A 23,442-nucleotide genomic window follows, 5' to 3' on the forward strand; every position below is an offset into this window, starting at 1 on the left:
TTTGTAAAATAAAAAAGAGGCACGTTTATAGAGCCTCTTTTTGGTGGAAATTATTTTCTAATTCCTAATTCTTTAATAATCGCACGATATCTGTTGATTTCTTTTTTCTTTAAGTAATCTAATAAGCTTCTACGCTTACCTACCATCTTTACTAATGAACGCTCTGTGTTATAATCTTTACGATTTTGCTTTAAGTGCTCAGTTAAGTGATTAATTCTGTGCGTAAATAATGCGATTTGTCCTTCTGAAGAACCAGTATCGTTTGCGCCTTTACCATGTTTTGTAAAGATGCTTTCCTTTACTTCTTTAGTTAAATACATACCAATATTGTTTAAATGATTTTAATGTACACAATGCTTTTACATTGAAGCTGCAAATGTACAATTATTTTTTAGATTGATAAAAAGGAAGTAGAAATAAAAAAGCTAGCGTTAGCTAGCTTTTTTATTATGCTCTTACAGGTAGATTTTGAATTAAATCGATATATAAATTTACCTGCTTTTTTAAATTTTTTCTTTCGTAAATACCATCTAGAAAACCATGTTCTAATACAAATTCAGAACGTTGGAACCCTTCCGGTAATTCTTTACCTGTAGTATCTTTTACTACACGAGGTCCAGCAAAGGCTATTAAAGCGTTAGGTTCTGCAATATTAATGTCTCCTAACATAGCAAATGAAGCAGTTGTACCTCCAGTAGTTGGATCTGTACATAATGATATGTATGGTAATTTAGATTCTGCTAACTGTGCTAGTTTTGCTGATGTTTTTACTAATTGCATTAATGATAATGAAGCTTCCATCATACGAGCACCACCAGATTTAGAAATCATTAAAAATGGTAATTCATGTTGAATTGCATAATCAATAGCTCTAGCTATTTTTTCTCCTACAACACTTCCCATTGAACCTCCAATAAAAGCAAAATCCATTGAAGCAATAACAATATCTTTTCCTTGAGATTTACCAACAGCAGTTCGAACAGCATCTTTTAATCCTGTTTTCTTTTGTGCTGCTTTTAAGCGATCTGGATATTTTTTTGTGTCTTCGAATTTTAAAGGATCTTTGGCTGTTAATTTTGAATTTAATTCTTCAAATTTATTTTCATCAAAAAATAATTCAAAATATTCATTACTTCCAATACGAACATGGTAGCCATCTTCTGGACTTACATATAAGTTCTTCTTTAATTCTTCTGTATCAATAACCTTTCCACTTGGGGTTTTATACCACAAGCCTTTAGGAGTGTCTTTTTTTTCTTCGGTAGGAGTTTGAATTCCCTTGTCTTTACGTTTAAACCAAGCCATAGTTTAGTTTATGTTTTGTTGTTTGTTTGTAATTAACTCTTTTTTTCTGAAAAGAGTTGGCTACAAATGTAAAAGATTTTTATGAACTTTACTTTTTATGAGCAACAAAAAAAGCATCTAGATTATTTTAGATGCTTTAGTTTGTTGTTTTTAAGTTGCTTATAAGGTGTTTACATTGTTTAAATCTTCAAAAGCTTTTTTAAGACGCGCTTTAAAAGTTTGTTCACCTTCTCGTAACCATTTACGTGGGTCGTAATATTTTTTGTTTGGTAAGTCAGCTCCTTCTGGATTTCCAATTTGACTTGCTAAATAGTCTTTTTTATCTAAGATATAATCACGAATACCTTCTGTAAATGCATATTGTAAATCTGTATCGATGTTCATTTTTATAACTCCGTATCCAATAGATTCTCTAATTTCCTCTAAAGTAGAACCTGAACCTCCATGAAATACAAAATCAATTGTATTATGTGGTACGTTGTATTTTTCTGAGATATATTCTTGTGAGTTTTTTAAAATTTTTGGGGTTAATTTTACATTTCCAGGTTTGTAAACTCCATGAACATTACCAAAAGCTGCTGCAATTGTAAATTGATCACTGACTTTCAATAATTCTTCATATGCATAAGCTACTTCTTCTGGTTGTGTGTATAATTTAGAAACATCTACATCTGAATTATCTACACCATCTTCTTCACCTCCGGTAATACCTAATTCAATTTCTAATGTCATTCCCATTTTACTCATACGAGCAAGGTATTCTTTGCAAATTTCAATATTTTCTTCTAGTGGTTCCTCACTTAAATCAATCATATGAGAACTATAAAGAGATTTTCCTGTTTCTTTATAAAATTGCTCACTAGCATCTAATAAACCATCAATCCAAGGTAATAACTTTTTTGCAGCATGATCTGTATGTAAAATAACCGGAATTCCGTAAGCTTCCGCTAGTAAGTGGATATGTTTGGCTCCAGCTACTGCTCCAGCTATTGCAGCTTTTTGGTTTTCGTTAGAAAGTCCTTTTCCTGCATTGAATTGAGCTCCTCCGTTTGAAAACTGAATGATTACTGGCGAATTTAGTTCTTTTGCTGTTTCTAATACTGCATTAATAGTATTTGAACCTACTACATTTACAGCTGGTAAAGCAAATCCTTTTTCTTTTGCTAATTGAAATATTGCTTGAACTTCTTTTCCTGTAGCAACACCTGGTTTTATATTATGAGACATTAAAATTGATTTTTAGTTGTATTATAATGCATCAAAAATAAGAAAATTTAAACTTATCTTACTTAAAAATAACGATAACGTTATCGCTATAAATAGGCTAAAATGGATAGTTAATTCCAATATTTAACACCGAACTTGAAAAATTCATGTTCTTAAACCATCTATTTCCTGTTAAATAAGGTTCATGTACTTTAAAACCTAAATCTAACCGAGCAATTAAAAATTTAAAATCATACCTCATACCAAATCCAGTACCGACAGCCATATCTCCTAAAGATTTTATGTTGTTGAATTTTGCATCAGTATCTGTAAATTCTGATTTAGTAATATCCCAAATATTTCCTGCATCAACAAATAATGCTCCTTTTAAGGCCCCTAATACATCAAATCTATATTCAAAACTTGTTAGGAATTTTAAACTTCCAATATTGTATTCTAAGCCTGTTGATCGTGTTCCTGGACCTAGATTATATGTTTTCCAAGCTCTAATATCATTTGAGCCTCCAGCAAAATAACTTCTAGAAAAAGGAATATTTGATTTGTCGTAGGTTACTATAGCTCCTAAAAAAGTTCTATGTGCTAGTACTGTATTATTACCTAAGTTCCAATATTTTTTATATTCAATATCTGCTTTGAAGTATTGTGCTATTGGGATTTTGAACACAGTAGTTTTTCCATTATCATTCTTTTGCTTGGATAAAAGGCCCATGACATTACCTGAATTAGCTATACGTACCTTAAAGAACGAGAAGCTTTGATCTTTTGCATTTTTCTGGTTATTATAGGTGAAATTATATGCTATTTCTGGAATTAAAAAATCAGAAGTAATTATTCTATATCTATCAATTATATTTAAAAGAATTTTTAAATCATCTGGGTTGTTTTGAAAGTATGCCGTGTTGCTTGCTATTTGTGAAGCATAATTTCCAATTTGATTAAAATTACCAGGAATGTTGTCAGGGACTGTTAAACCAGGATTAGAAACTTGGCCTATGGTTATTAATTTAAAATATTCTGAAGAATAAACATTAAAATAATTATTAACATTTAAATTCCTTATGTATTGAGCATTTAATAATTCTAATTGAATTGATTTTCTTTTGTTATAATTCCATTTATAATCAATTCCAACGGTTATATTTTGTTTGTCTAGTCCAATATTTTTTTGAATTCCTACCCCTGTAAAAAACTTTGTTCTAGGAAACATTCTTTTTGGAACAAATTTGTGTAAGCCAAAAGGAGCCATAAAACGAGGAACCTCCATTGAAATATCCCCTCCAACTTCCCAACCGGGACCATTGTTAGAATTGAAATAAGATCCAAAAGTTGAAAATTTAAAAACTTCAGCACCTTTAAAAGTATTTCTATTTGTTAAAGAGAATTTTAATGAAATATCAAAATTACGAATATTTGACCTAGATAATTCTGTATCAAAACCTAAAGTGTATTTTTCTATAGGTGTTAAAAATATTGAAGCTTCTAATTCTTCGTTATTAAGTTCATTATACCTAATAGATGTAGATTTGAAGTTTTTTAAACTTTTTAAATGTGCACGTGTTAAGTCTTTTAATGAGTCGCTGTAAATTGAATTAGGCTTAATAAAAATTGATTGTGATAAATATTTAGGATTGTATTTTAGTTTTTTGTTAGCATAAAAATTAATCCCATTAAAAGATGTAGAGTCTTGATGTGGTTGATTTCTTTTATTATATGTATAGTCTGTATATACATTGACTTTTTTCACTTTTTGAATTTTAAAAGGAATAACTCTATCAGAAATATTAATTTCTACATTTGTTTTTTTGTAATTCTCTAAGGTATCAATATCAAATAAAATATAGTTTTCATTAAAATGATATATTCCTTTGTTTCTGAACAGTTTTACCAATCGGTTTGCTTCCGTTATAAAATTTTCAACTTTGTATTGTTTGCTAGATTTTAAAAAACTGTTTTCTTTAGATTCTTTATATAAAGAGTCTAGAACTGCTGAGGATATCTTTGTGCTAATAGAGTCTAAAAAAGATGGTTTTCCTCTTAAAATATTATAAGTTATGGTTCCTTTTTTATTACTAATAATATCTTTTTTTGAAGTTACCTTAGATCTAAAGTATCCTTCATTTTGAAAATAAGCATTTAAATTAGCTACTGTTCTTCTTGTCTTTTTATCGTTAATAATAATTGGAGCTTGCCCACTTTTTAAAAACCAATTATTAAATCCAATAAAGGTTTTTGCCACAGCAATACTTTGTTTTTCCGAAAAATTCTTTTTAAAGAAATTGTATGTTTTAGGGTTTTTCTTTGCCCATTCACTTGGAGTTTTTGAACCTTCTGGATTCCCTAGGTTATAAAAATATAGAGAAAGAGGCATACCTAAAGCTTTAGCGTTAGGTCGTTGTCTTAGTAACTCAGTAATGTTTTCACTAGAGTTTTTAGTACTGTCTACATAAACAATGTTTTTAGTCAGTAATAACTCGTTTTCTTTAACATATTTTATCGTACTACACGAACTGAATAAGACAACTAATAAAAAGAAGAAAGAAAGTTTTTTCATTAACTTTACGCCTCGTATTTTTAATATCAAAAATACTATTTTTTAGTGGTTTAAAAGTGTTAAAAAAGATTTAATGAGTTTATCTAAAAACAACCTGAAATTAATAACTAGTTTACAGCAAAAAAAGTATAGACAGAAACAAAAATTATTTGTTGCTGAAGGAATAAAAGTTGTAAAAGAACTATTAAATTCTTCATTAGAAATAAGTCAAATATATACTACTGATGATTCTTTAGAATTTATTAATGGAATTGATTTTACAAAAATTTCTGAAAACGAGTTAAAAAAAATAAGCACTTTAAAAAAGCCTAATAAAGTTTTAGGTTTGTTTAAAATTCCAGAAAAGAGTGAAGAAATAATTAATAGTAATTTTATTCTTGTTTTAGATGAAGTTAATGACCCTGGGAATTTAGGAACTATTATTCGTTTATGCGATTGGTTTGGTGTAACAGAGTTAGTTTGCTCAAAAAATACTGTTGATTGTTATAATCAAAAAGTAGTACAATCTACCATGGGGTCCTTAACTAGAGTTACTATTTCTTATGTTGATTTACCAAGCTTTTTATTATCTACAACTTTACCTGTTTATACTGCAGATATGAATGGTGATAATGTATATACATCAAAATTACCTCAAAAAGCGATATTGGTAATGGGAAATGAAGCTAATGGAATTTCAGAAGAAATTTCAGAAATTGTAAAGCACAAATTAACCATCCCACGATTTGGAGATATTCAGCAAACCGAAAGTTTAAATGTAGCTACTGCTACAGCTATTTTGTTAAGTGAATTTAAAAGAGTAATGATTTAAAATAAACCATTTATTTGAGCATCTATTCTGTCGATAATATACCCTAAGTCTTCTTGATTAGCAACAAAATCTAAATTATCAACATCAATAATTAATAATTTCCCTTTGTTGTATTTACTAATCCAAGCTTCATAACGCTCGTTAAGCCTGCTTAAATAATCAATACTAATAGAATTTTCATATTCTCTACCTCTTTTGTGTATTTGGCCTACTAATGTAGAAATATCTGCACGAAGGTATATTAGTAAATCTGGAGGAGTAACTAAGTTTTCCATTAACTCGAATAGAGAACTATAATTACTATAATCCCTATTAGTCATTAATCCCATAGCATGTAAGTTGGGAGCGAAAATATGTGCATCCTCATAAATAGTTCTGTCTTGAATTATTTTCTTTCCAGATTTTCTTAATTCTAAAACTTGTCGAAAACGGCTGTTTAAAAAATAAACTTGTAGGTTAAATGACCAACGTTCCATTTCTCCATAAAAATCATCTAAATAAGGATTCTCATCTACAGCCTCAAAATGAGGATCCCAATTATAATGTTTTGCTAATAGTTTGGTTAATGTGGTTTTACCTGCGCCAATATTCCCGGCAATTGCTACATGCATAGTTTTTGAATTTCAAGACGGTAAAATTACATAAAAAAAGGGATTTCAAAAGTTTTTAGCACATCAATTTATAACCAAAACCACGAATGTTTATAATTTGAATTGATTCATCTTTTTTTAACTTTTTTCGTAATTTTGAAATAAACACATCCATACTTCTAGCATTAAAAAAATCATCATCTCCCCATAATTTTTTTAAAATAAAAGTTCTATCTAGAATTTCGTTTTTCTTTTGGGATAAATGATACAGTAATTCTGATTCTTTATGTGTTAATAATTCTGAATGATTTTGATGGGTTAACGTTTGTTTTGTGTGATTAAAAATAAACTTACCAATACTAATTCTTGAAGTATCTGTCTTTAAATTTATTCTATTTAATAAAGCATGAATCCTAACGATTAACTCCTCCATAGAAAAAGGTTTCTTTAAATAATCATTACCACCATGTTGAAAGCCTTCTAAAACGTCTTTAGTTTGTGATTTTGCTGTTAAAAAAATAATAGGAACAGAATTATTTTCTTCTCTAATTTCTTTAGCTAGTGTAAACCCATCTTTTTTAGGCATCATTACATCTAAGACCAAAATTTCTGGGTGCTCCTTTATAAATATATTGTGAGCTTCTTCTCCATTTTCAGCATGAAAAACTTCAAAGTTTCTTGTTTCTAAGCTTTCTTTTATAATTTGACCTAAACTAGGCTCGTCTTCTGCAAGTAGTAATTTTATTTTTTTAGTCATTTGGCAAAGAAATTTTAAAAACAGTTTGTTTAAAATTGGTTATTAATGATATTAAACCATTATGTTTTTCAATAATTTTTTTCGAATAATATAAACCAATTCCAAACCCTTTTACATCATGAGTATTTCCTTTTGGAACTCTGTAAAATTTTTCAAATATTTTTTCTTGTTGATTCTTTTCAATACCTAAACCATTATCTGCTATTGATATTTCTAAATTATTGAGAAGAGAGTTAATATTAATTTCAATTTTGTTTCCGCCATATTTAATTGCGTTATCGATTAGATTTGAAATTGCATTTTCAAAATGAAAAGAGTCTATTTCTCTTTCTAAATTTGAAACATTACTAGAAAAATAAATATTTTTTTTAGGAGCAATTAACTGATGTTTTCTAGTGATTTTTTCAACCAAATCAACAATGTTAATCACTTCCTTTTTAAGAAGTAGTTTCTCACTATCTAAAGTGGCTGTTTCTAAAAGTTTTTCAACCATTTGATGTAATTTTTTCAATTGGATAGAAGAAATAGATAAGTATTTTTTAGTCTTTTCTTTATCATCAATAATATTAAAATTATTTATAGCTTCAATAGCAGTAGAAACAGTTGTAATTGGTGTTTTAAATTCGTGAGTAATATTACTAATCAAATCATTTTTAATTTCTGCTAATTCTTTTTGCTGTTTAATTATTTTTAATAAATAGATTAAACTAGAAATAACAGCTAAAGATAAAAGTAGGGATAATAAAATACCTGTAAAGCTTCTTTTTAAAGCTTCATAAGTCGGGTTGCTATAGTTTAATAGAAATTTCTCACTTGGTTTAAAGTATGTAGATTTAGCTTCAGCTTTTAAAAATGATTTTTGTTTGTTGTTACTGTTGTCAAAGAGTAACGAATCGTTTTTAAAATGTTTAAAAGAATATCGAGAAGTAATTCCTTTGTTTTTTAACTCTTTAGTAAAGATAGAATCAATTTGGTTATAATTTATTGAATCATTTTGTAATGAAATCCAAATAGTATTTAAACTTCTTATTAGCTTTAAACTGTCTTTAGCTTTTCTTCCTTTAAAAAAGTTTATTTTAGGAGAGTCACTAAGCCTTTTTACATGAATTCCTTTTTTACCGTCTTTTGAAAATTGAGTTATTGTTTTAGAAAATGATCTTTTCTTTTGGCTTGAATCTTTGTAACTCAATTTTATTTTTTTATTTGCATTATTAAAAAGAGAGTCAACTAAAATAGTTTGCTCTTTTTTAGATTTTACATGATCTATATCTAGAGAAAGAGAAGTAATTTGAAAACTTACCGTATCCTTTTTATTATCTAGTTCAGTAGCACTTTCTTCTACAATCGCAAAAAAGTTTTGTTTAGATAAATCTGCATAATAGACTTCAATAGAATTATCTAAACTAATTTGAATTTCGTTTAAAACACGTTGCTTGTTTTGTTCATAGTTCTTATAATTCCAATAAAACTGAACCATTATAGTGGTTAGTATTGTAATGATTATTAAATATAAAATCCAATGCTTTTTTGGGTTGTTCATATTTCAAATATAAGGTGTTAAAGTTTATAAAAACAATCGCTTAACACTCGTTAACACTCGTTAACTCAAAAGGTGTGTTTAAGTATACATATTTGTAAAGTAAAAAACTGTTACAGTATTATTACTTTGTTTACGTACAAGAAGACATTTGAGATGTAATAAAAGGAGAATTATCTGACTTAGAGGGACTATTGATGTAACAAAAAAGATGATTAAAACAATTGAAAACTTATAAAATAAATAAAATGATACGATTAACATTATTACTATTATTAATAACAACTTCTGTTATTGGGCAGAATTTTAAAGGGAAAGCAACATATAAATCATACAGAAAAGTAGATATTGAAATAGGTGAATCGCATGGAGGAAATTCGAAAATACAAAAACAGTTACAAGAACAACTAAAAAAGCAGTTTCAACAAACATATACTTTAAATTTCAATAAATCAGAATCTGTATACACACAAAATAAAAAATTATCTACTCCTCAGGCAATTGGAGGTAATGAAGTTAGAATAGTATCGATTGGAGGAGGTGGAGGAAGCGATATTTTATATAAGAATATTGCAGACAAGAGATATGTTAATAAAACTGAAATAAGTGGAAAGCGTTTTTTAATTAAAGATAAATTAGAAGATTATGGTTGGGAAATGACCAGTGAAACTAAAAACATTGGAAATTATACTTGTTATAAAGCGGTAAGAAAAAGGGAGGAAACAAGAACGTCTTTTACAATGACGGATGGGAAAAGAGAAGAGAAAAAAGATAAAATTACTGTTGAAACAGTAGCTTGGTATACACTTCAAATACCATTAAGTAATGGTCCAGGGGAGTTTTGGGGATTGCCAGGTTTAATTTTAGAAATTCAAGATGGAAAATTAACAATAGCATGTACCGAAATTGTTATGAACTCGTCGGATAAAATTGAAATAAAAGAACCTACAAAAGGGAAAAAAGTTACTCAAGAAAAATTTGATAAAATTATGGATGAGCACTCAAAAGATATGATGGAGCGTTTTAAAAATAAAAGAAAGAGTAAAGATGGCAATTCTTTTAGTATAGAAATTCAAGGATAATTTTAATTATTAAAAGTAAATAGGACTTAAACCTTTTGCATTTTTGTTAGTCTAACTTTAGTTAACTAAAGTTTTAATAATGAAATTAAAAGTCAAAATAATGAAGTGTTTCTTGTCATACCTATTTTTATTTATTTCGATAACAGTATTTTCTCAAACAAATTTTCAAGGAAAAGCAGTGTATAAATCTAAAACTACTGTAGATTCTAATTTTGGAGGAAGAGAAATGTCTGAAGAGCGAAAGAAACAGATATTAAAAAGGATGAAGAGTATGTTAGAAAAAACATATGTATTGAGTTTCACTAAAAATGAATCTGTTTATAAAGAAGAAGAAAAGTTAGAAACTCCAGGTATAGGAAGAGGGTTTCGGTTTGGAGGTATGATGAGTGGGGGAGTTACATATAAAAACATAAAAGAGAATAAGATAGTAGAATCTAAAGAGTCTTTTGGAAAAAAGTTTTTAATTAATAATTCTTCAGAAAAATTAGAATGGATGTTAGGAGATGAAACTAAACAAATAGGGAATTATACCTGTTTTAAGGCTACTCTTGTAAAAAAAACAGATGGACTAGATTGGCGTAATATGAGAAGAAGACCAAAAAGAAAAGCAAATGATACTTTAAAGACAAAAAAAGTAACAGATAAAGTTGAATTGCCTAAAGAGATAAAAGTAACAGCTTGGTATACACCTCAAATTCCAGTAAGTAATGGCCCTGGTAATTATGGCGGTTTGCCTGGTTTGATTTTAGAAATTAATGAAGGACGTACAACTATTCTTTGCGCTGAAATTACAATGAATCCATCGGAGAAAATAGAATTAAAGGAACCAAAAAAAGGGAAGAAAGTATCAAAAAAAGAATACGCAGAAATAATGAAGAAGAAGATGGAGGATATGAGAGAAATGTTTAGAAATAGACGAGGAAACCGAGGAGGAAGAGGAAGGGGCTTTCATTAAATAAAACTAATAAATTCACACAATGAGAAAAATATTAATCATAGTCATTTTCATGGCTACATGGGGAACTTATGCCCAAATTACTCTTAAAGGAGTGGTGAAAGATAGTATAGGGAAGCCTTTAGAAATGGCTAATGTAATAGCCATTAATAAAGTTACAAAAAAGTTAGATTCATATGGGTTTACAGATGCTAAAGGGAATTATAAATTAAACTTGAAAAAGAGTTCTTTATATAGTATAAAGGTAAGTTATATAGGAATGAAAACCTCAGATGTATCCATCCAAACTAAAGAAGTTAATTTAAGCAAAAATATTAGTCTTAAGGGAGATGATACTTTAGAGGAGGTAAATATTACATATAAAATGCCTGTTACAGTTAAAGGGGATACTATTGTGTATGATGCAGATAGTTTTAAAAACGGAACAGAAAAGAAGTTAGGAGATGTATTAAAAAAATTACCAGGTGTAGAAGTTAATGATGACGGAGAAATTGAAGTTGAAGGTAAAACTGTAAAAAAAGTGATGGTAGAAGGAAAAGATTTTTTTGATGGAGATTCTAAAATAGCTACTAAAAATATTCCTGCAAATGCAATAGATAAAGTTGAGGTTTTAAAAAATCATAGTGAGGTTGGACAAATGAGTAGTGTTACTGATAACGAAGATAATGTTGTGATTAATATAAAATTAAAAGAAGGTAAAAAGAATTTTTGGTTTGGAGAAATAACTGCAGGATTGGGTGTAGGAATGAATGATAGTAGATATGTAGCACATCCTAAATTATTTTATTACAGTCCAAAATATAGTTTAAATATTATTACAGATGTAAATAATATAGGAGATGTGCCATTTACTATGAGAGACTATTTTAAGTTTACAGGAGGTTTTAGAGGATTAGGAGGTGCTGGAAATGGAACTAATTTTGATGTTGGTTCTAATGATATTTCTTTTCTAACACTAAAAAATAATAGAGCTAAAGAAATAGAATCAAGGTTTGGAGCTTTAAATTTTAGTTATTCTCCAAAGAAGACTTGGGATATTAGTGGATTTGCCATTTATTCAGGAAATGATACTGAGATGGAAGAAACTACAACAAGAGAATATGTAAACAGGGGAGTTGACGTTAATAATTTGCCTGCTGGTACACCTCCCATAATTGATACAGAGGAAACACAGGACTTAACAAATCAAAAAAGTGATTTAGGGTTATTTAAATTAAGTTCTAGTTATAAACCAAATGCAAACAATCAATTAGATTACGACATTTTTACAAAAGTGTCTAGTCAAAATCAAATACAATCAACTATTTCATCAAGAACTTATTTGAATGCAAATAATGAAGTGGTACCGATTCATCAAGTCTCAGAGCAAAATCCATTTTCAATCAATCAAAATTTAAATTATTATTATACATTAAATGATAAAAATATTTTTGCTTTTGAAGGACAGCATTTATGGCAAAATGAAGACCCCTTTTACAATGCTGAATTAGAAAAGTTATCGTTTGCTAATTTGATAGGGTTAAATATTACAGCAAATCCATTTAATGTAGGACAGAATAAAAAAATTAAGACGAATAAATTTGATGCAAAATTAGATTACTATTATGTAATAAATTCTAAAAGTAATTTAAACATAACACTTGGTACTACATTAAGCACGCAGCAATTTAATTCTGATATTTTTGAAATCATAGGAGGGAATAAAACAAGAATAACAAACCCAACTTCAGTAAATGATGTTGATTTTACTTTTAATGATTTATATGCAGGTTTTCATTATAAATTTATAACGGGGATATTTACTTTCACACAAGGGGTTAACGTACATAATTACGTGTCGAAAAATACACAGTTAAGTTTACAAACAAAAAACTCATTTACTAAATTTTTGCCAGATGCTTCTGTGAAAATTAGTTTAAAAAAATCTGAAACATTACGATTAAGATATAGTATGGAAACTAATTTTACTGATGTAAATCAATTAGCTGAAGGTTATGTTTTAAATAATTATAATAGTTTATATAAAGGTAATAGAGATTTGGAAAACGCATTATATCATAATATAAACTTAAATTATTTTAGTTTTAATATGTTTAATTATACTAACGTTTATGGATCAATAAATTATAGTAAACGTAAAAATGTTATTAAAAGTAATACAGAGTTTTTAGGAGTAAATCAAGTGAGAACATCTATAAATTCAGCGTTACCTGATGAAACAATTTCAGCAAGAGCAAATTTTCAAAAGAGTTATAGAAAGTTTAAACTAACGCTGGGAGGTGATATTTCATATGCGAAATCAAATAGTTTAATTACCAATAGTCAAACAAATTTAACAGAAAATAGATTAGCTAAAACTTTTTCTCAATCATATAGAACTAAGTTTAGTACAAATTTTAGAGAAGCTCCTAATTTTGATATAGGATATAATGTGTCAATTAATAAATCTGATATAGGAGGGATAGAAAATACCTTTACAACACATAGCCCATATTTAAATTTTGATGCTTACTTTTTAAAGGAGTTTATATTTACATCAAAGTATACATATAATAATGTAGTTAATAATGGAGCTTCAATTGATAGTTATGGGTTTCTTAGGGCAGATTTAACATATCAGAAAAAAGATAGTAAATGGGAATATAAAATAGGAGTGACTAACTTATTAAATTCAACAGGGTTAAATCAAAATAGTAGTAACGATATTTTTGTAACAAATTCTTCTTATGTAATTCAACCAAGAATTGGAGTTTTAAGTGTAAAATATAACTTGTAATTATTGGATGTTTTTTTGAATAAAAAAGCGAGCTATTTAGCTCGCTTTTTGTTGTGATATAATATGTGTATTCTATTTGAATACGACTTTTCTTGTTTTTATTTTCCCATCATTTTCTACTTGAAGTAAGTAAATACCTGAACTCATTGTTTTAAATTGAATTTCTTTATTAAAAGAACTTGAAATAGTAGAGAAACTTTGAGTCTCAAGTAGCTGCCCTCTTAAATCAAATAATCTAACAATGGTTAAATCTTTAGACTTAACTTTGAAGTTAACAGTTAACTTTCCTTCAGAAGGAACAGGGTATAATTTTAAGTCAGTAAATAAGCTCTTAGAAGTAGCAAAACTTTCTTCAATATTAATTGTGTAATCTTCAACTTCACCATCAAAGTCTAGCTCACAAGAATTAGGAGCTACTTTTAATTTGGTCGAAATTCTTAAAGTTGTAGCGCCAAGAAGAGCATCTTCAGGAACTGCAATAGCACTTGTATTTGATGTTAAGTCGAAAGCTTCACCAGCATCAAATAAACAGTTCTGGTTCCAGTCAATCCAACCAAAAGTTTTTACATCATTATTACCATCTTTATTAACGGTAACAGTTAAGTCATAATTTTCTCCTCTTACAACTCCAGTTGAAGTTGATTTAAAGTCTGAGTATCCTGTTGTTTTAGTTGATGTATTATCAATTTCTCCAAATTTAACATTGGTTATGCTAATTTGTGATTTAGTATTTCCTGATGATTTACAAAGATTATCATTAACACTTAAAACGATATCAACAGATTTCGTTAATGAAGTTGAGGCACCTGTAAGCTTTAAAGTATAATCACCTACTGCAACATTATTTAAGTTAGAAACAGTTAAGGTAAATACATTATTAGTATTTATAGAATTAACACTTAAAGTAGCTGTTGCATTTGCAGGAACACCTGCAACAGAAAGTGCTACATTTTCACTAAAGTCATTAAATGTTTCATAGTTTATATTGTATACAAATTCATTTGTAGCTTTATTACAAACCGATCCACCTCCAGTTTTATTTGTTAAGATAAATTTAGGAGTAATGTTTATTGTGTAATCTTCAACCTCTCCATTGAAATTTAATTCACAAGAATTTGGATCTCCAGCATCTGCTTTTTTAGTAGATACTCTTAAGGTGGTGGTTCCAGTTAAAGCGTCACTAGGAATAGTTATTTCTAATCCACTATTACTAGTTGCTCCAGAAGTATTAGTAGCTTGACCTAAATCATACTTTTCATTAGCGTCAAATAAACAATTTTGATTCCAGTCTATCCAAGCATATGTTTTAACAGTATTATTACCATCTGTGTTAACATTAGTTTTTAAAAGGTATTTATCTCCTTTTATTACCTCCGTTGTTTTTGCTTTAAAGTCTGAATAACCAGTTGTTTTAGTAGATGTATTATCTATATCACCAAATTTAACTAAGGTAGTACTAATTTGAGAGGCTGTGGTACCAGTAGATTTACAAATATTATCATTAACATTAAAAAGAATATTAATAGATTTAGTAACAGATGCAGAAGTCCCTGTAACTACCATTGTATAGTCGCCAACAGTAGCATTATTTAGGTTCGAAAGCATTAAGTTAACTGCTCCATTAGCGTTTAATGAAGTTGGATTAAATGAACTAGTTGCATTTGTAGGAATTCCTGTAACAGAAAAAGTAACATTTTCGTTGAAACCAAATAATGTTTTATAATCAATTGCAAAAGTTTGTTCATTTACAGCTTTATTACATATAGATAAACTACCAGTAGTATTTGTTAATGTAAAATCAGGTTGAGGCTTATCCTCAACAACAATAGTATAGTCTTCAGTTTCTCCCCATTCTGTTTTATGATCTGAGTCACATGGACCATCACCATAATTATTAGTAGGGCTATCATATTCTAAAACGACTCTCATTCTAGTGCTACCTAAAACAGCTCCTTCTGGTACAGTTATGTCAAGAGTTGCTGTAGCAATCTCTTCAGTTCTAGATCCTAAATCATATCTTTCTGTAGTTTTATTAAATACGAAATCTTGGTTCCAGTCAATAAAAACATAACAGTGATCTTGGTAGCCGTCTGTGTTAAAAGTTACACTTATTTGGTGAGTTAAAGTTCTTTTTATGTTTGTAGATTTTGAAGTGAAATCTTGATATCCATCAACAGTGTCGTTACCTGAAGTATTATTAATAGTGTTAAAAGTAACATTTGTTATATGGTCTCCACCTCCAGTTTCGTCTGTAAATGTTGATGAACAATATGATGGAGCTTCAGTTGTAAATTCACCAGTACTAGAATTAGCACCTTCACCACAATCATTTTTAGGTTTTACATACCAATAATATTTCGTTACTCCACTTAAAGGAGAAGAATGTGTGTATGAGTTTGTAGTGGCAGTTTCGTTTATAATAATATTTGCAAAACCAGCATCAGTAGCTACAACAATAGTATATGAAGTCGCATTTGCATCTGCAGCCCATTCAAATTTTGGAGTTAAGCCAATATTTGTTGCAGTATTCGCTGGAGATGTTATGTTAATATTTGAAAAACTTGTGCCAATAACTTTTAATAAAGCATCTGTAGTTTGGGTTACACTTGCTGAAGTTCCTTTGGCAATAATAGTATAATCTTGTTGGTTACTTCCGTTTAAGTTGCTAATTGTCATTGTAACATCTCCATCAGCACTTATTGTAGTAGGAGAAAAACTTGCAGTTGCTCCATTAGGCAAATCGGTTGCTGATAAAGTAACAGTTTCAGAAAAACCATTAACAAAATCAAAATTTAAAGTATAATTAACTGAAGCTCCACCAGTATTACATACAGTCTGTTTACTTGTTTTATTTGTAAATAAGAAAGTTGGGACTGTAGAATTAATTGTAAAGTTTGTTGAATTTACATTGTAAAAAACATTATCAGCAGCTTCAACCATTATACGTGCTTGAGCTGTAGGATTGTTAGGAATAACAATGTCTTCTGTTCCATCATTAGCAATATTTTCTTTTATAAGAATAGGAAAAGTAACCCCTCCATCTGTAGAAAGTCTAATATTAACTTTGGCACAATTAATTGGAGCTTGATCTGTAGTTCCTTTATTCCAAGTTATTGTTTGAGTAGTTCCTGTACTCCAGACTACTGAAGAGTTAGGAGCAGTAACTGTAAAAGCTTCTGCATTAGTAACAGTAATTTTAATATCATCTCTTGCTGAATTACCTCCACCTGCATGATTATCTCTAACTGTAAGAGCAAAATTTAAAGTTCTAGCAACAGAAGGAATAACTTCCCATGTTGTAGCTGTACTACCTCCAATTACTGTTGGTAAAGCAGGGAAATATCGATTTGGAGAAACTTTAGAAGGTAAAGATCTAAAGGCTGGTCCACCTGTATTTATAGATTCAGGAGGCATTGTAGCTGTTTCGTTATCAGTTTGTTCCCAGTTATATGTTAAGCTCGATGTACCTTGAGCATCAGTAGCACTACCTTTTAAAACAAAAGGAGTAGATTTAGGTATACTTACATCACTTCCTGCGTTGGCAGTTGGAGCATTGTTACTTGTGTCAGTTTGAACAGCACAACTACCTCCACCTTTTATATGATTCCACATTTGAGCAATACTTACGGCATGGAAATGATCATCACTGTTTCCTTGAACATTTGGAGCACAAATACCAGCATATCCCATAATTGTAGATCCACTTCCTGGCTCTACAGCTGTTGAAGATGTTCTATTACAAGAATTATTTTGAGTATGTGTACCTCCAAATTGATGTCCTAATTCATGAGCAACAAAATCAATGTCATAAGGATCAGAAATAGGTTGGCTACTACCAGTAATACCACTAGCTTTTGCTCCAGTAATACATACAGAGTTTAATTGCGCTAATCCACCACCACCGGTACTAAAAGTATGTCCAACATCATAGTTAGCGTTACCAATTACTGCATCACATTTTTGCTGACTTTCATTAATTAAACTGTTAGCATCACTATTTGATAATCCATCAGTAGCAGCATCTAAAAATATTAATTTATCGTTATCGTTTACAATAACCATTCTAACACCTAAATCTCTTTCATAAACACCATTTACACGTGTCATTGTTGTGTTCATTGCAGATAAAATAGCCGCTTTTTTTACTGCGTCTGTTGCAGAGGCTGCAACACCTTGATTATTTATATGGAATTGTGAATATTCACCTGTACAGGCAATTGCAATTCTATAAGTTCTTAATTTACCATCATCAGCATTTTTATATTCTAAAGAAGGTGCCACTATTTTTTTAGCAGAATCTTCTACTTGACAAGAAAAATCATTTTTATTAGATTTTAAATGTTCTCTTTTATATATAATATACTGCTTTTTGTTTTTTGTATATGGATCTATGTATACAGTGCTTTCATTACCAGAAAAAATAATAGCATGAAACCCGTCATTACCTAAACTAATTTTAGCTACTGCAGTAGGATCATCTATACCCTTTGCAGAATATGATTTAATCATAGGGAATTTTGCAGCTAATTCAGGAGCCAAAGAAGAAGTTTCATAAATAAAAAATCGTTGTAATTCTCCTTTTGAATTTGGTAATTGAATTGTTTTTTTACTGTTTTTTGATTTAACATTGGATACATAGTTTTTAAAACTATTTAAATCTAATGTTTTTAAAGAATATTTTTCAGGGGTGTTTTCTCTGTTAAGTACTTGTTCTTTTTTAACAGAAGTTGTTTTAGGTTCTACTTTATTCCAGAAGTTTTGAGAATATAAACTACTTACAGAAAAAGTAAAAATTAATAATAGTGAAAGGGTGTGTTTTTTAATCATAATTTGTCTAGTCGATTAATATAGTTTATAACATCTTAAAGCTATTTTTCCCTACCTTTGAAGCATGTTATATATCCCAAATTTATGAATAAAAAAATAATCCTCAATCAATTAGGGGAAAAAGATTACAAAGAGACCTGGGAGTATCAGACTAATTTGTTAGATGAAATAGTTTTTTTAAAGAGGAAAAACAGAGATGATTTAGAAAAAAAAGAAACACCAAATTATTTTTTATTTGTTGAGCATCCACATGTTTATACGCTAGGAAAATCAGGAGATATAAGTAATTTATTGTTATCAGAAGCTCAGTTAGAAGAGAAAGGAGCAACATTTTATAAAATTAATAGAGGTGGTGATATAACATATCATGGACCTGGTCAGATTGTTGGATACCCTATTTTAGATTTAGAAAATTTTTTTACTGATATACATAAATATTTACGCTTATTAGAGGAGGTAATTATTTTAACAATTGCTGAATATGGTTTACAAGGAACACGTAGTGAAGGAGAAACAGGAGTTTGGCTAGATGTAGGAACCCCTTTTGCTAGAAAAATTTGCGCTATGGGAATACGAGCAAGTAGATGGGTTACTATGCATGGATTTGCATTAAATGTAAACACTAATTTAGGTTATTTTGATAATATCATTCCTTGTGGAATTAGAGGGAAAGCAGTTACCTCAATGGAGGTTGAATTAGGTAAGAAGATTTCTGAAGATGAGGTAAGAGAAAAAATACTAAAACACTTTAAAGAGTTATTTGAAATTGAAGAATTCATTAATGTGTAAAAATAAAAAAGGGTTGACATTGTCAACCCTTTTTTATTTTTCTATATAAAAACTATTTTTTAGCTTTTACATCAAAAGAAATTTCCATTAAATCGTTTATGAATTTATCTTTTAAAGCAGCATCAATTTTCTTAGACTTATAAGTAACACCAAAGTCAGTTCTATCAATACTAAAAATATCACTTTTAAAAGTAGCAGTTCCATCAGCTTCAGTTATTGTAGCAGGAATTGTAATGCTTTTTGTAACATCTCTAAGAGTTAAATTTCCAGTTACTTGTAATTTTCCTTCTTTTACTTCAGAACTAGTAATAGCAAATTTAGCAGTTGGAAATTTTTCAACATCAAAGAAATCACCTTTTTTTAAGTGATCCTCTAAATCTTCTTTTCCTTTACCAGCTTCTAAATCTACACAAGAAATAGAATTCATATTAATAACAAACTCACCAGATTTTAAAATTCCATTTTCAATATCTAATAAACCTTTTTCTAAACTTACAACTCCATTGTGAGATCCTGTTGGCTTACTTCCTTTCCAAGTAACAGTTGATTCAGCAACATTAGCTTTGTAAGAATTTATTACGTTTTCTACTTTTTTTACTTCTTTAACCTCTTCGTTAGCAGCTACTTTGTTTTTTTCTGTTTTACAAGAAACAGCTCCGATTGCAACAAATGCAATTGCCAAAATTGTTTTTTTCATTTTTAGGATTTTAATATTTGATTGAATAATTATTTAGAACAAATGTAAATAAAAAATAATACTTCCCATGGAATTTATTCTTTATTTTTAGAATCAAGAATAATGGTTACTGGGCCATCATTTAGTAATTCCACTTTCATATCAGCTCCAAATTGACCTGTTTGGACTTTTTTATTTAAATCTTTTTCAATTTGTTTTATAAACTGTTGATAAATAGGAATTGCGATGTCTGGTTTTGCTGCTTTGATATAACTTGGTCGGTTTCCTTTTTTAGTAGATGCTTGCAGAGTAAATTGGCTTACTACAATTGCTTCACCAGAAATATCAATTAATGATTTATTCATTACTTCATTTTCATCATTGAAAATACGCAGATTAGCAACTTTTTTAGACAACCACTCTATGTCTTCTTGGTTGTCGTTATCAACTATTCCAATAAGAATTAATAATCCTTTTTGAATATTGGCAACTTTTTCTTCATTAATAGTAACACTAGCTTTTAAAACTCTTTGGATAACAGCTTTCATAATTGTTTTTAAATTTGTGGAAGTAAGTATGTAGTTATAAAGTAATTTACTCCCAAATATCTGTTCGGTAGTGTTCTTCTTCTCCTTCTAGAATTTGCATATAACTTTTATAACGAGACCAAGAAATTTTATCTTCTTCTAAAGCGTCTTTTACTGCACACTTTGGTTCATTTATATGAATACAATTATTGAATTTACAATCTTGTTTTAATGTGAAAAACTCAGGGAAATAATCTCCTAATTCATCTTTTTCCATATCAACAACTCCAAAACCTTTTATACCAGGAGTATCTATAATTCTTGCGTCAAAACTTAAATCGAACATTTCTGCAAAAGTAGTAGTATGTTTTCCTTGTTTGTATTGTTCAGATATTTCTTTGGTCTTTAAATTTAAACTAGGTTCAATAGTATTAACTAAAGTTGTTTTACCAACTCCTGAATGCCCTACAAACATTGATACTTTTCCAGTCATTAGATTTTTAATAGTGTCAACATTTGTGTTTTCAGTAGCTGAAACCTCTATACATTGATAACCTATAGTTTCATAAATATCTTTTAAATATAAAATCTCTGCACGTTGATCAATTTCATAAGAATCAATTTTATTAAAGACTAAAATTGTTTTGATTGAATAGGCTTCAGCAGTTACTAAAAAACGATCAATAAAAGTGGTGAAAGTAGGAGGGTTGTTTATCGTAACTAGCAAAAATACTTGATCGATATTAGATGCTATAACATGCGTTTGTTTTGATAGATTTACTGATTTTCTTACAATAAAATTTTCTCTATCATGAATAGTATTAATAACGCCAGTTTCTTCGTTGTTTTTAGTTTCAAGATCAAAATCAACAAGATCCCCAACTGCAATAGGGTTGGTGCTTTTTATTCCTTTTAATCGGAATTTTCCTTTTATACGGCATTTATATAAAACCTGTTTAGACTTCACCCAATACCAACTTCCTGTAGATTTATAAACCGTTCCTGTCATACAACAAAGTAACTAATAAATATGAACTAATCATAAAAAAAGATTCCCGCTTTCACGAGAATCTTTTTTCTTTTATCCTTTTATAATTTTTTCTTGATGATTAATTGATTCTTGGTGAATTGCTTTAAACATTTTTAAAACAAATTCTTCACTCAAACCTCTGCTTTCTCCTTCTAAAATCATATTGCCAAGAATTTCATTCCAACGTCTCGATTGTAAGACAGCTACATTTTTTTCTTTCTTTAAAGCACCAATTTTATCTGCAACTTTCATTCTTTTTCCAAGAGTTTCAATTAATTGATTATCAATTACATTGATTTTCGCTCTTAAATTATCTAAAGACTCTCTATAAGTAGAATCTGTTTCTGTTTCTTTTCTAATTTTTAAGTCTTCCATCATTTGAATTAATGTTGCTGGTGTTACTTGTTGAGCAGCATCACTCCATGCATTATCAGGATCTGTATGCGTTTCAATCATTAATCCATCAAAATTTAAATCTAGAGCTGTTTGTGATACATCAAAAACCATATCTCTTTTACCAGTAATGTGCGAAGGGTCACAGATTAAAGGTAAATCAGGAAATCTATTTTGAAATTCAATAGCTAATTGCCATTCTGGAATATTTCTGTATTTTGATTTTTCGTATGTTGAAAATCCTCTGTGAATTGCTCCAAGATTTTTAATACCAGCTGAATATAGTCTTTCTATACCACCTAGCCACAAAGCTAAATCTGGATTTACAGGGTTTTTAACCAATACTATCTTGTCTGTACCTTGTAAAGCATCTGCAATTTCTTGCATAATAAAAGGTGATACTGTTGAACGTGCTCCAATCCATAATAAATCAACATCATGTTCTAGTGCTAATTTTACATGCGCAGCATTCGCAACTTCAGTACAGGTTTTTATACCTGTTTCTGCTTTTACTTTTTGTAACCATTTTAAGCCTAAAGCACCTACTCCTTCAAAATTTCCAGGACGAGTTCTTGGTTTCCAAATTCCGGCACGGAAATAGTTTACATCAGAATCTTTTAATTCGTGTGCAATTTTTAAAACCTGATCTTCAGTTTCTGCACTACAAGGCCCTGCTATTACTAGTGGATGCGCAAGCTTCATATCATCCAACCATGTTTTTAATTCTTTTGTATTTTCCATTTTTCTATTGTTTTGGCTTTTATTTTATGCCGTTTAAAATTTGTTTTATGTGATTTGTACTTTCCATTTCATTGTAAATTTCGGTAAAATCGTTTTGTTTCATCAATTCTTTAAATTGCTGAAGATTATTTATGTACTCATCTAATGTTTCAATAACATTCGTTTTGTTTTGTTCAAAAATAGGAGTCCACATAGCAGGTGAACTTTTAGCTAAACGAACAGTTGAAGCAAATCCACTTCCTGCCATATCAAAAATATCGCGTTCGTTTTTTTCTTTTTCAATTATGGTTTTACCTAACATAAATGAACTTATGTGAGATAAATGTGACATGTAAGCTATATGTTTATCATGCGATTTTGGATCCATATAACGTATGCGCATTCCTAATTTAGAAAAAATTTCTAAAGCTTTTTCTTGCAATGTAAAAGCCGTTTTTTCTACTTCACAAATAATGTTCGTTTTCTTTTCGAATAATCCATTATGTGCAGCGGTAGGTCCAGAGAATTCTGTTCCTGCTATTGGATGTGTAGCGAGGTAATTTCTTCTTTTAGGGTGTTCATTTAATGCGATGCATATATCTTCTTTTGTAGAGCCAACATCTAATACTAATGTATTGTCGGTAACAGCATCTAATACTTTCGGAATAATAGTTAATTGGGCATCTACAGGAATAGAAACAATGACAATATCAGCTTTATCCAAATCATTTAATGTCGCCTTTTTGTCTATAACTCCTATTTCTATCGATTTTTCTATATGGTTTTCATTTGTGTCAATACCGTAAATTGTAGCTTTTGGATAATTCTTCTTGATATCCAAAACCATGCTTCCTCCAATTAATCCTATGCCTATTACAAATACTTTCAT

18 protein-coding genes are annotated in these 23,442 nt (G+C 29.3%); 5 read left to right on the plus strand and 13 right to left on the minus strand.

The genetic code is table 11. From position 1 onward, the window contains the following. Window positions 1-50: 50 nt before the first annotated feature. From rpsO to Q0881_RS11645, 4 genes are all read right to left on the minus strand, one after another. Window positions 51-320 carry a 30S ribosomal protein S15 gene (gene rpsO, locus Q0881_RS11630; protein ID WP_299160370.1) on the minus strand — a complete coding sequence of 90 codons (270 nt, stop codon included), beginning with the start codon at window positions 318-320 and terminating at the stop codon, window positions 51-53. A gap of 127 nt (window positions 321-447) precedes the next feature. Beyond that, window positions 448-1,305 carry an acetyl-CoA carboxylase, carboxyltransferase subunit beta gene (accD, locus tag Q0881_RS11635; protein WP_299160372.1) on the minus strand — a complete coding sequence of 286 codons (858 nt, stop codon included), beginning with the start codon at window positions 1,303-1,305 and terminating at the stop codon, window positions 448-450. Window positions 1,306-1,464: 159 nt separating this feature from the next. Next, the gene (gene fbaA / locus Q0881_RS11640; protein ID WP_299160374.1) at window positions 1,465-2,532 is read right to left on the minus strand and encodes a class II fructose-bisphosphate aldolase; all 1,068 of its coding nucleotides are present in this window, start codon (window positions 2,530-2,532) and stop codon (window positions 1,465-1,467) included. 97 nt (window positions 2,533-2,629) lie between these two features. Further along, a complete protein-coding gene (locus Q0881_RS11645; protein WP_299160377.1) occupies window positions 2,630-5,083 on the minus strand; it encodes a BamA/TamA family outer membrane protein in 2,454 nt (817 codons plus the stop codon). Between the two features lie 73 nt (window positions 5,084-5,156). Between Q0881_RS11645 and Q0881_RS11650 the strand changes: the two genes are divergently transcribed. After that, on the plus strand, window positions 5,157-5,894 hold the full coding sequence (locus Q0881_RS11650; protein WP_299160379.1) for an RNA methyltransferase: 738 nt from the start codon (window positions 5,157-5,159) through the stop codon (window positions 5,892-5,894). On the opposite strand, the gene Q0881_RS11655 is transcribed toward Q0881_RS11650, so the two are convergent. Genes Q0881_RS11655 through Q0881_RS11665 form a run of 3 tightly spaced genes read right to left on the minus strand, consistent with a single transcriptional unit; the run spans window position 5,891 to window position 8,781 of the window. Next, window positions 5,891-6,505 (minus strand): deoxynucleoside kinase, encoded by a 615-nt coding sequence (locus Q0881_RS11655; protein ID WP_299160381.1) that lies wholly within the window; start codon window positions 6,503-6,505, stop codon window positions 5,891-5,893. The two genes, Q0881_RS11650 and Q0881_RS11655, sit on opposite strands and share 4 nt — an antisense overlap. Before the next feature lie 55 nt (window positions 6,506-6,560). Continuing rightward, window positions 6,561-7,241, minus strand: a complete 681-nt coding sequence (locus Q0881_RS11660; protein ID WP_299160383.1) for a response regulator transcription factor — start codon at window positions 7,239-7,241, stop codon at window positions 6,561-6,563. Continuing rightward, entirely contained in the window at window positions 7,234-8,781 is a 1,548-nt protein-coding gene (locus Q0881_RS11665; RefSeq protein ID WP_299160385.1) for a HAMP domain-containing sensor histidine kinase, read from the minus strand. Before Q0881_RS11665 ends, Q0881_RS11660 begins: the two co-directional genes overlap by 8 nt. 245 nt (window positions 8,782-9,026) lie before the next feature. Between Q0881_RS11665 and Q0881_RS11670 the strand changes: the two genes are divergently transcribed. From Q0881_RS11670 to Q0881_RS11680, 3 genes are all read left to right on the plus strand, one after another. After that, the gene (locus tag Q0881_RS11670; protein WP_299160387.1) at window positions 9,027-9,860 is read left to right on the plus strand and encodes a GLPGLI family protein; all 834 of its coding nucleotides are present in this window, start codon (window positions 9,027-9,029) and stop codon (window positions 9,858-9,860) included. A 79-nt stretch (window positions 9,861-9,939) separates the two neighbouring features. Further along, window positions 9,940-10,815 (plus strand): GLPGLI family protein, encoded by an 876-nt coding sequence (locus Q0881_RS11675; RefSeq protein WP_299160389.1) that lies wholly within the window; start codon window positions 9,940-9,942, stop codon window positions 10,813-10,815. 22 nt (window positions 10,816-10,837) lie between these two features. Beyond that, entirely contained in the window at window positions 10,838-13,591 is a 2,754-nt protein-coding gene (locus tag Q0881_RS11680) for a carboxypeptidase-like regulatory domain-containing protein (RefSeq protein ID WP_299160391.1), read from the plus strand. Window positions 13,592-13,663: 72 nt separating this feature from the next. Here Q0881_RS11680 and Q0881_RS11685 read toward each other — a convergent pair whose 3' ends face one another. Then, complete coding sequence (locus Q0881_RS11685) at window positions 13,664-18,418, minus strand: GEVED domain-containing protein (protein WP_299160392.1); 4,755 nt, start codon at window positions 18,416-18,418, stop codon at window positions 13,664-13,666. A gap of 84 nt (window positions 18,419-18,502) precedes the next feature. On the opposite strand from Q0881_RS11685, the gene lipB reads away from it, so the two are divergent. Next, entirely contained in the window at window positions 18,503-19,207 is a 705-nt protein-coding gene (gene lipB / locus Q0881_RS11690) for a lipoyl(octanoyl) transferase LipB (RefSeq protein WP_299160394.1), read from the plus strand. 52 nt (window positions 19,208-19,259) lie between these two features. Here lipB and Q0881_RS11695 read toward each other — a convergent pair whose 3' ends face one another. The 5 genes from Q0881_RS11695 to Q0881_RS11715 all read right to left on the minus strand — a co-directional run bounded on the left by Q0881_RS11695 (window position 19,260) and on the right by Q0881_RS11715 (window position 23,442). Next, entirely contained in the window at window positions 19,260-19,904 is a 645-nt protein-coding gene (locus Q0881_RS11695) for a YceI family protein (RefSeq protein WP_299160397.1), read from the minus strand. Window positions 19,905-19,978: 74 nt separating this feature from the next. Next, complete coding sequence (dtd, locus tag Q0881_RS11700) at window positions 19,979-20,431, minus strand: D-aminoacyl-tRNA deacylase (RefSeq protein ID WP_299160399.1); 453 nt, start codon at window positions 20,429-20,431, stop codon at window positions 19,979-19,981. A 46-nt stretch (window positions 20,432-20,477) separates the two neighbouring features. Continuing rightward, complete coding sequence (gene rsgA, locus Q0881_RS11705) at window positions 20,478-21,419, minus strand: ribosome small subunit-dependent GTPase A (RefSeq protein ID WP_299160401.1); 942 nt, start codon at window positions 21,417-21,419, stop codon at window positions 20,478-20,480. 72 nt (window positions 21,420-21,491) lie between these two features. After that, complete coding sequence (locus Q0881_RS11710) at window positions 21,492-22,574, minus strand: bifunctional 3-deoxy-7-phosphoheptulonate synthase/chorismate mutase type II (protein ID WP_299160403.1); 1,083 nt, start codon at window positions 22,572-22,574, stop codon at window positions 21,492-21,494. A 19-nt stretch (window positions 22,575-22,593) separates the two neighbouring features. After that, entirely contained in the window at window positions 22,594-23,442 is an 849-nt protein-coding gene (locus Q0881_RS11715; RefSeq protein WP_299160405.1) for a prephenate dehydrogenase, read from the minus strand.

The organism is uncultured Tenacibaculum sp. (assembly GCF_947494125.1).
Lineage (GTDB): Bacteria > Bacteroidota > Bacteroidia > Flavobacteriales > Flavobacteriaceae > Polaribacter.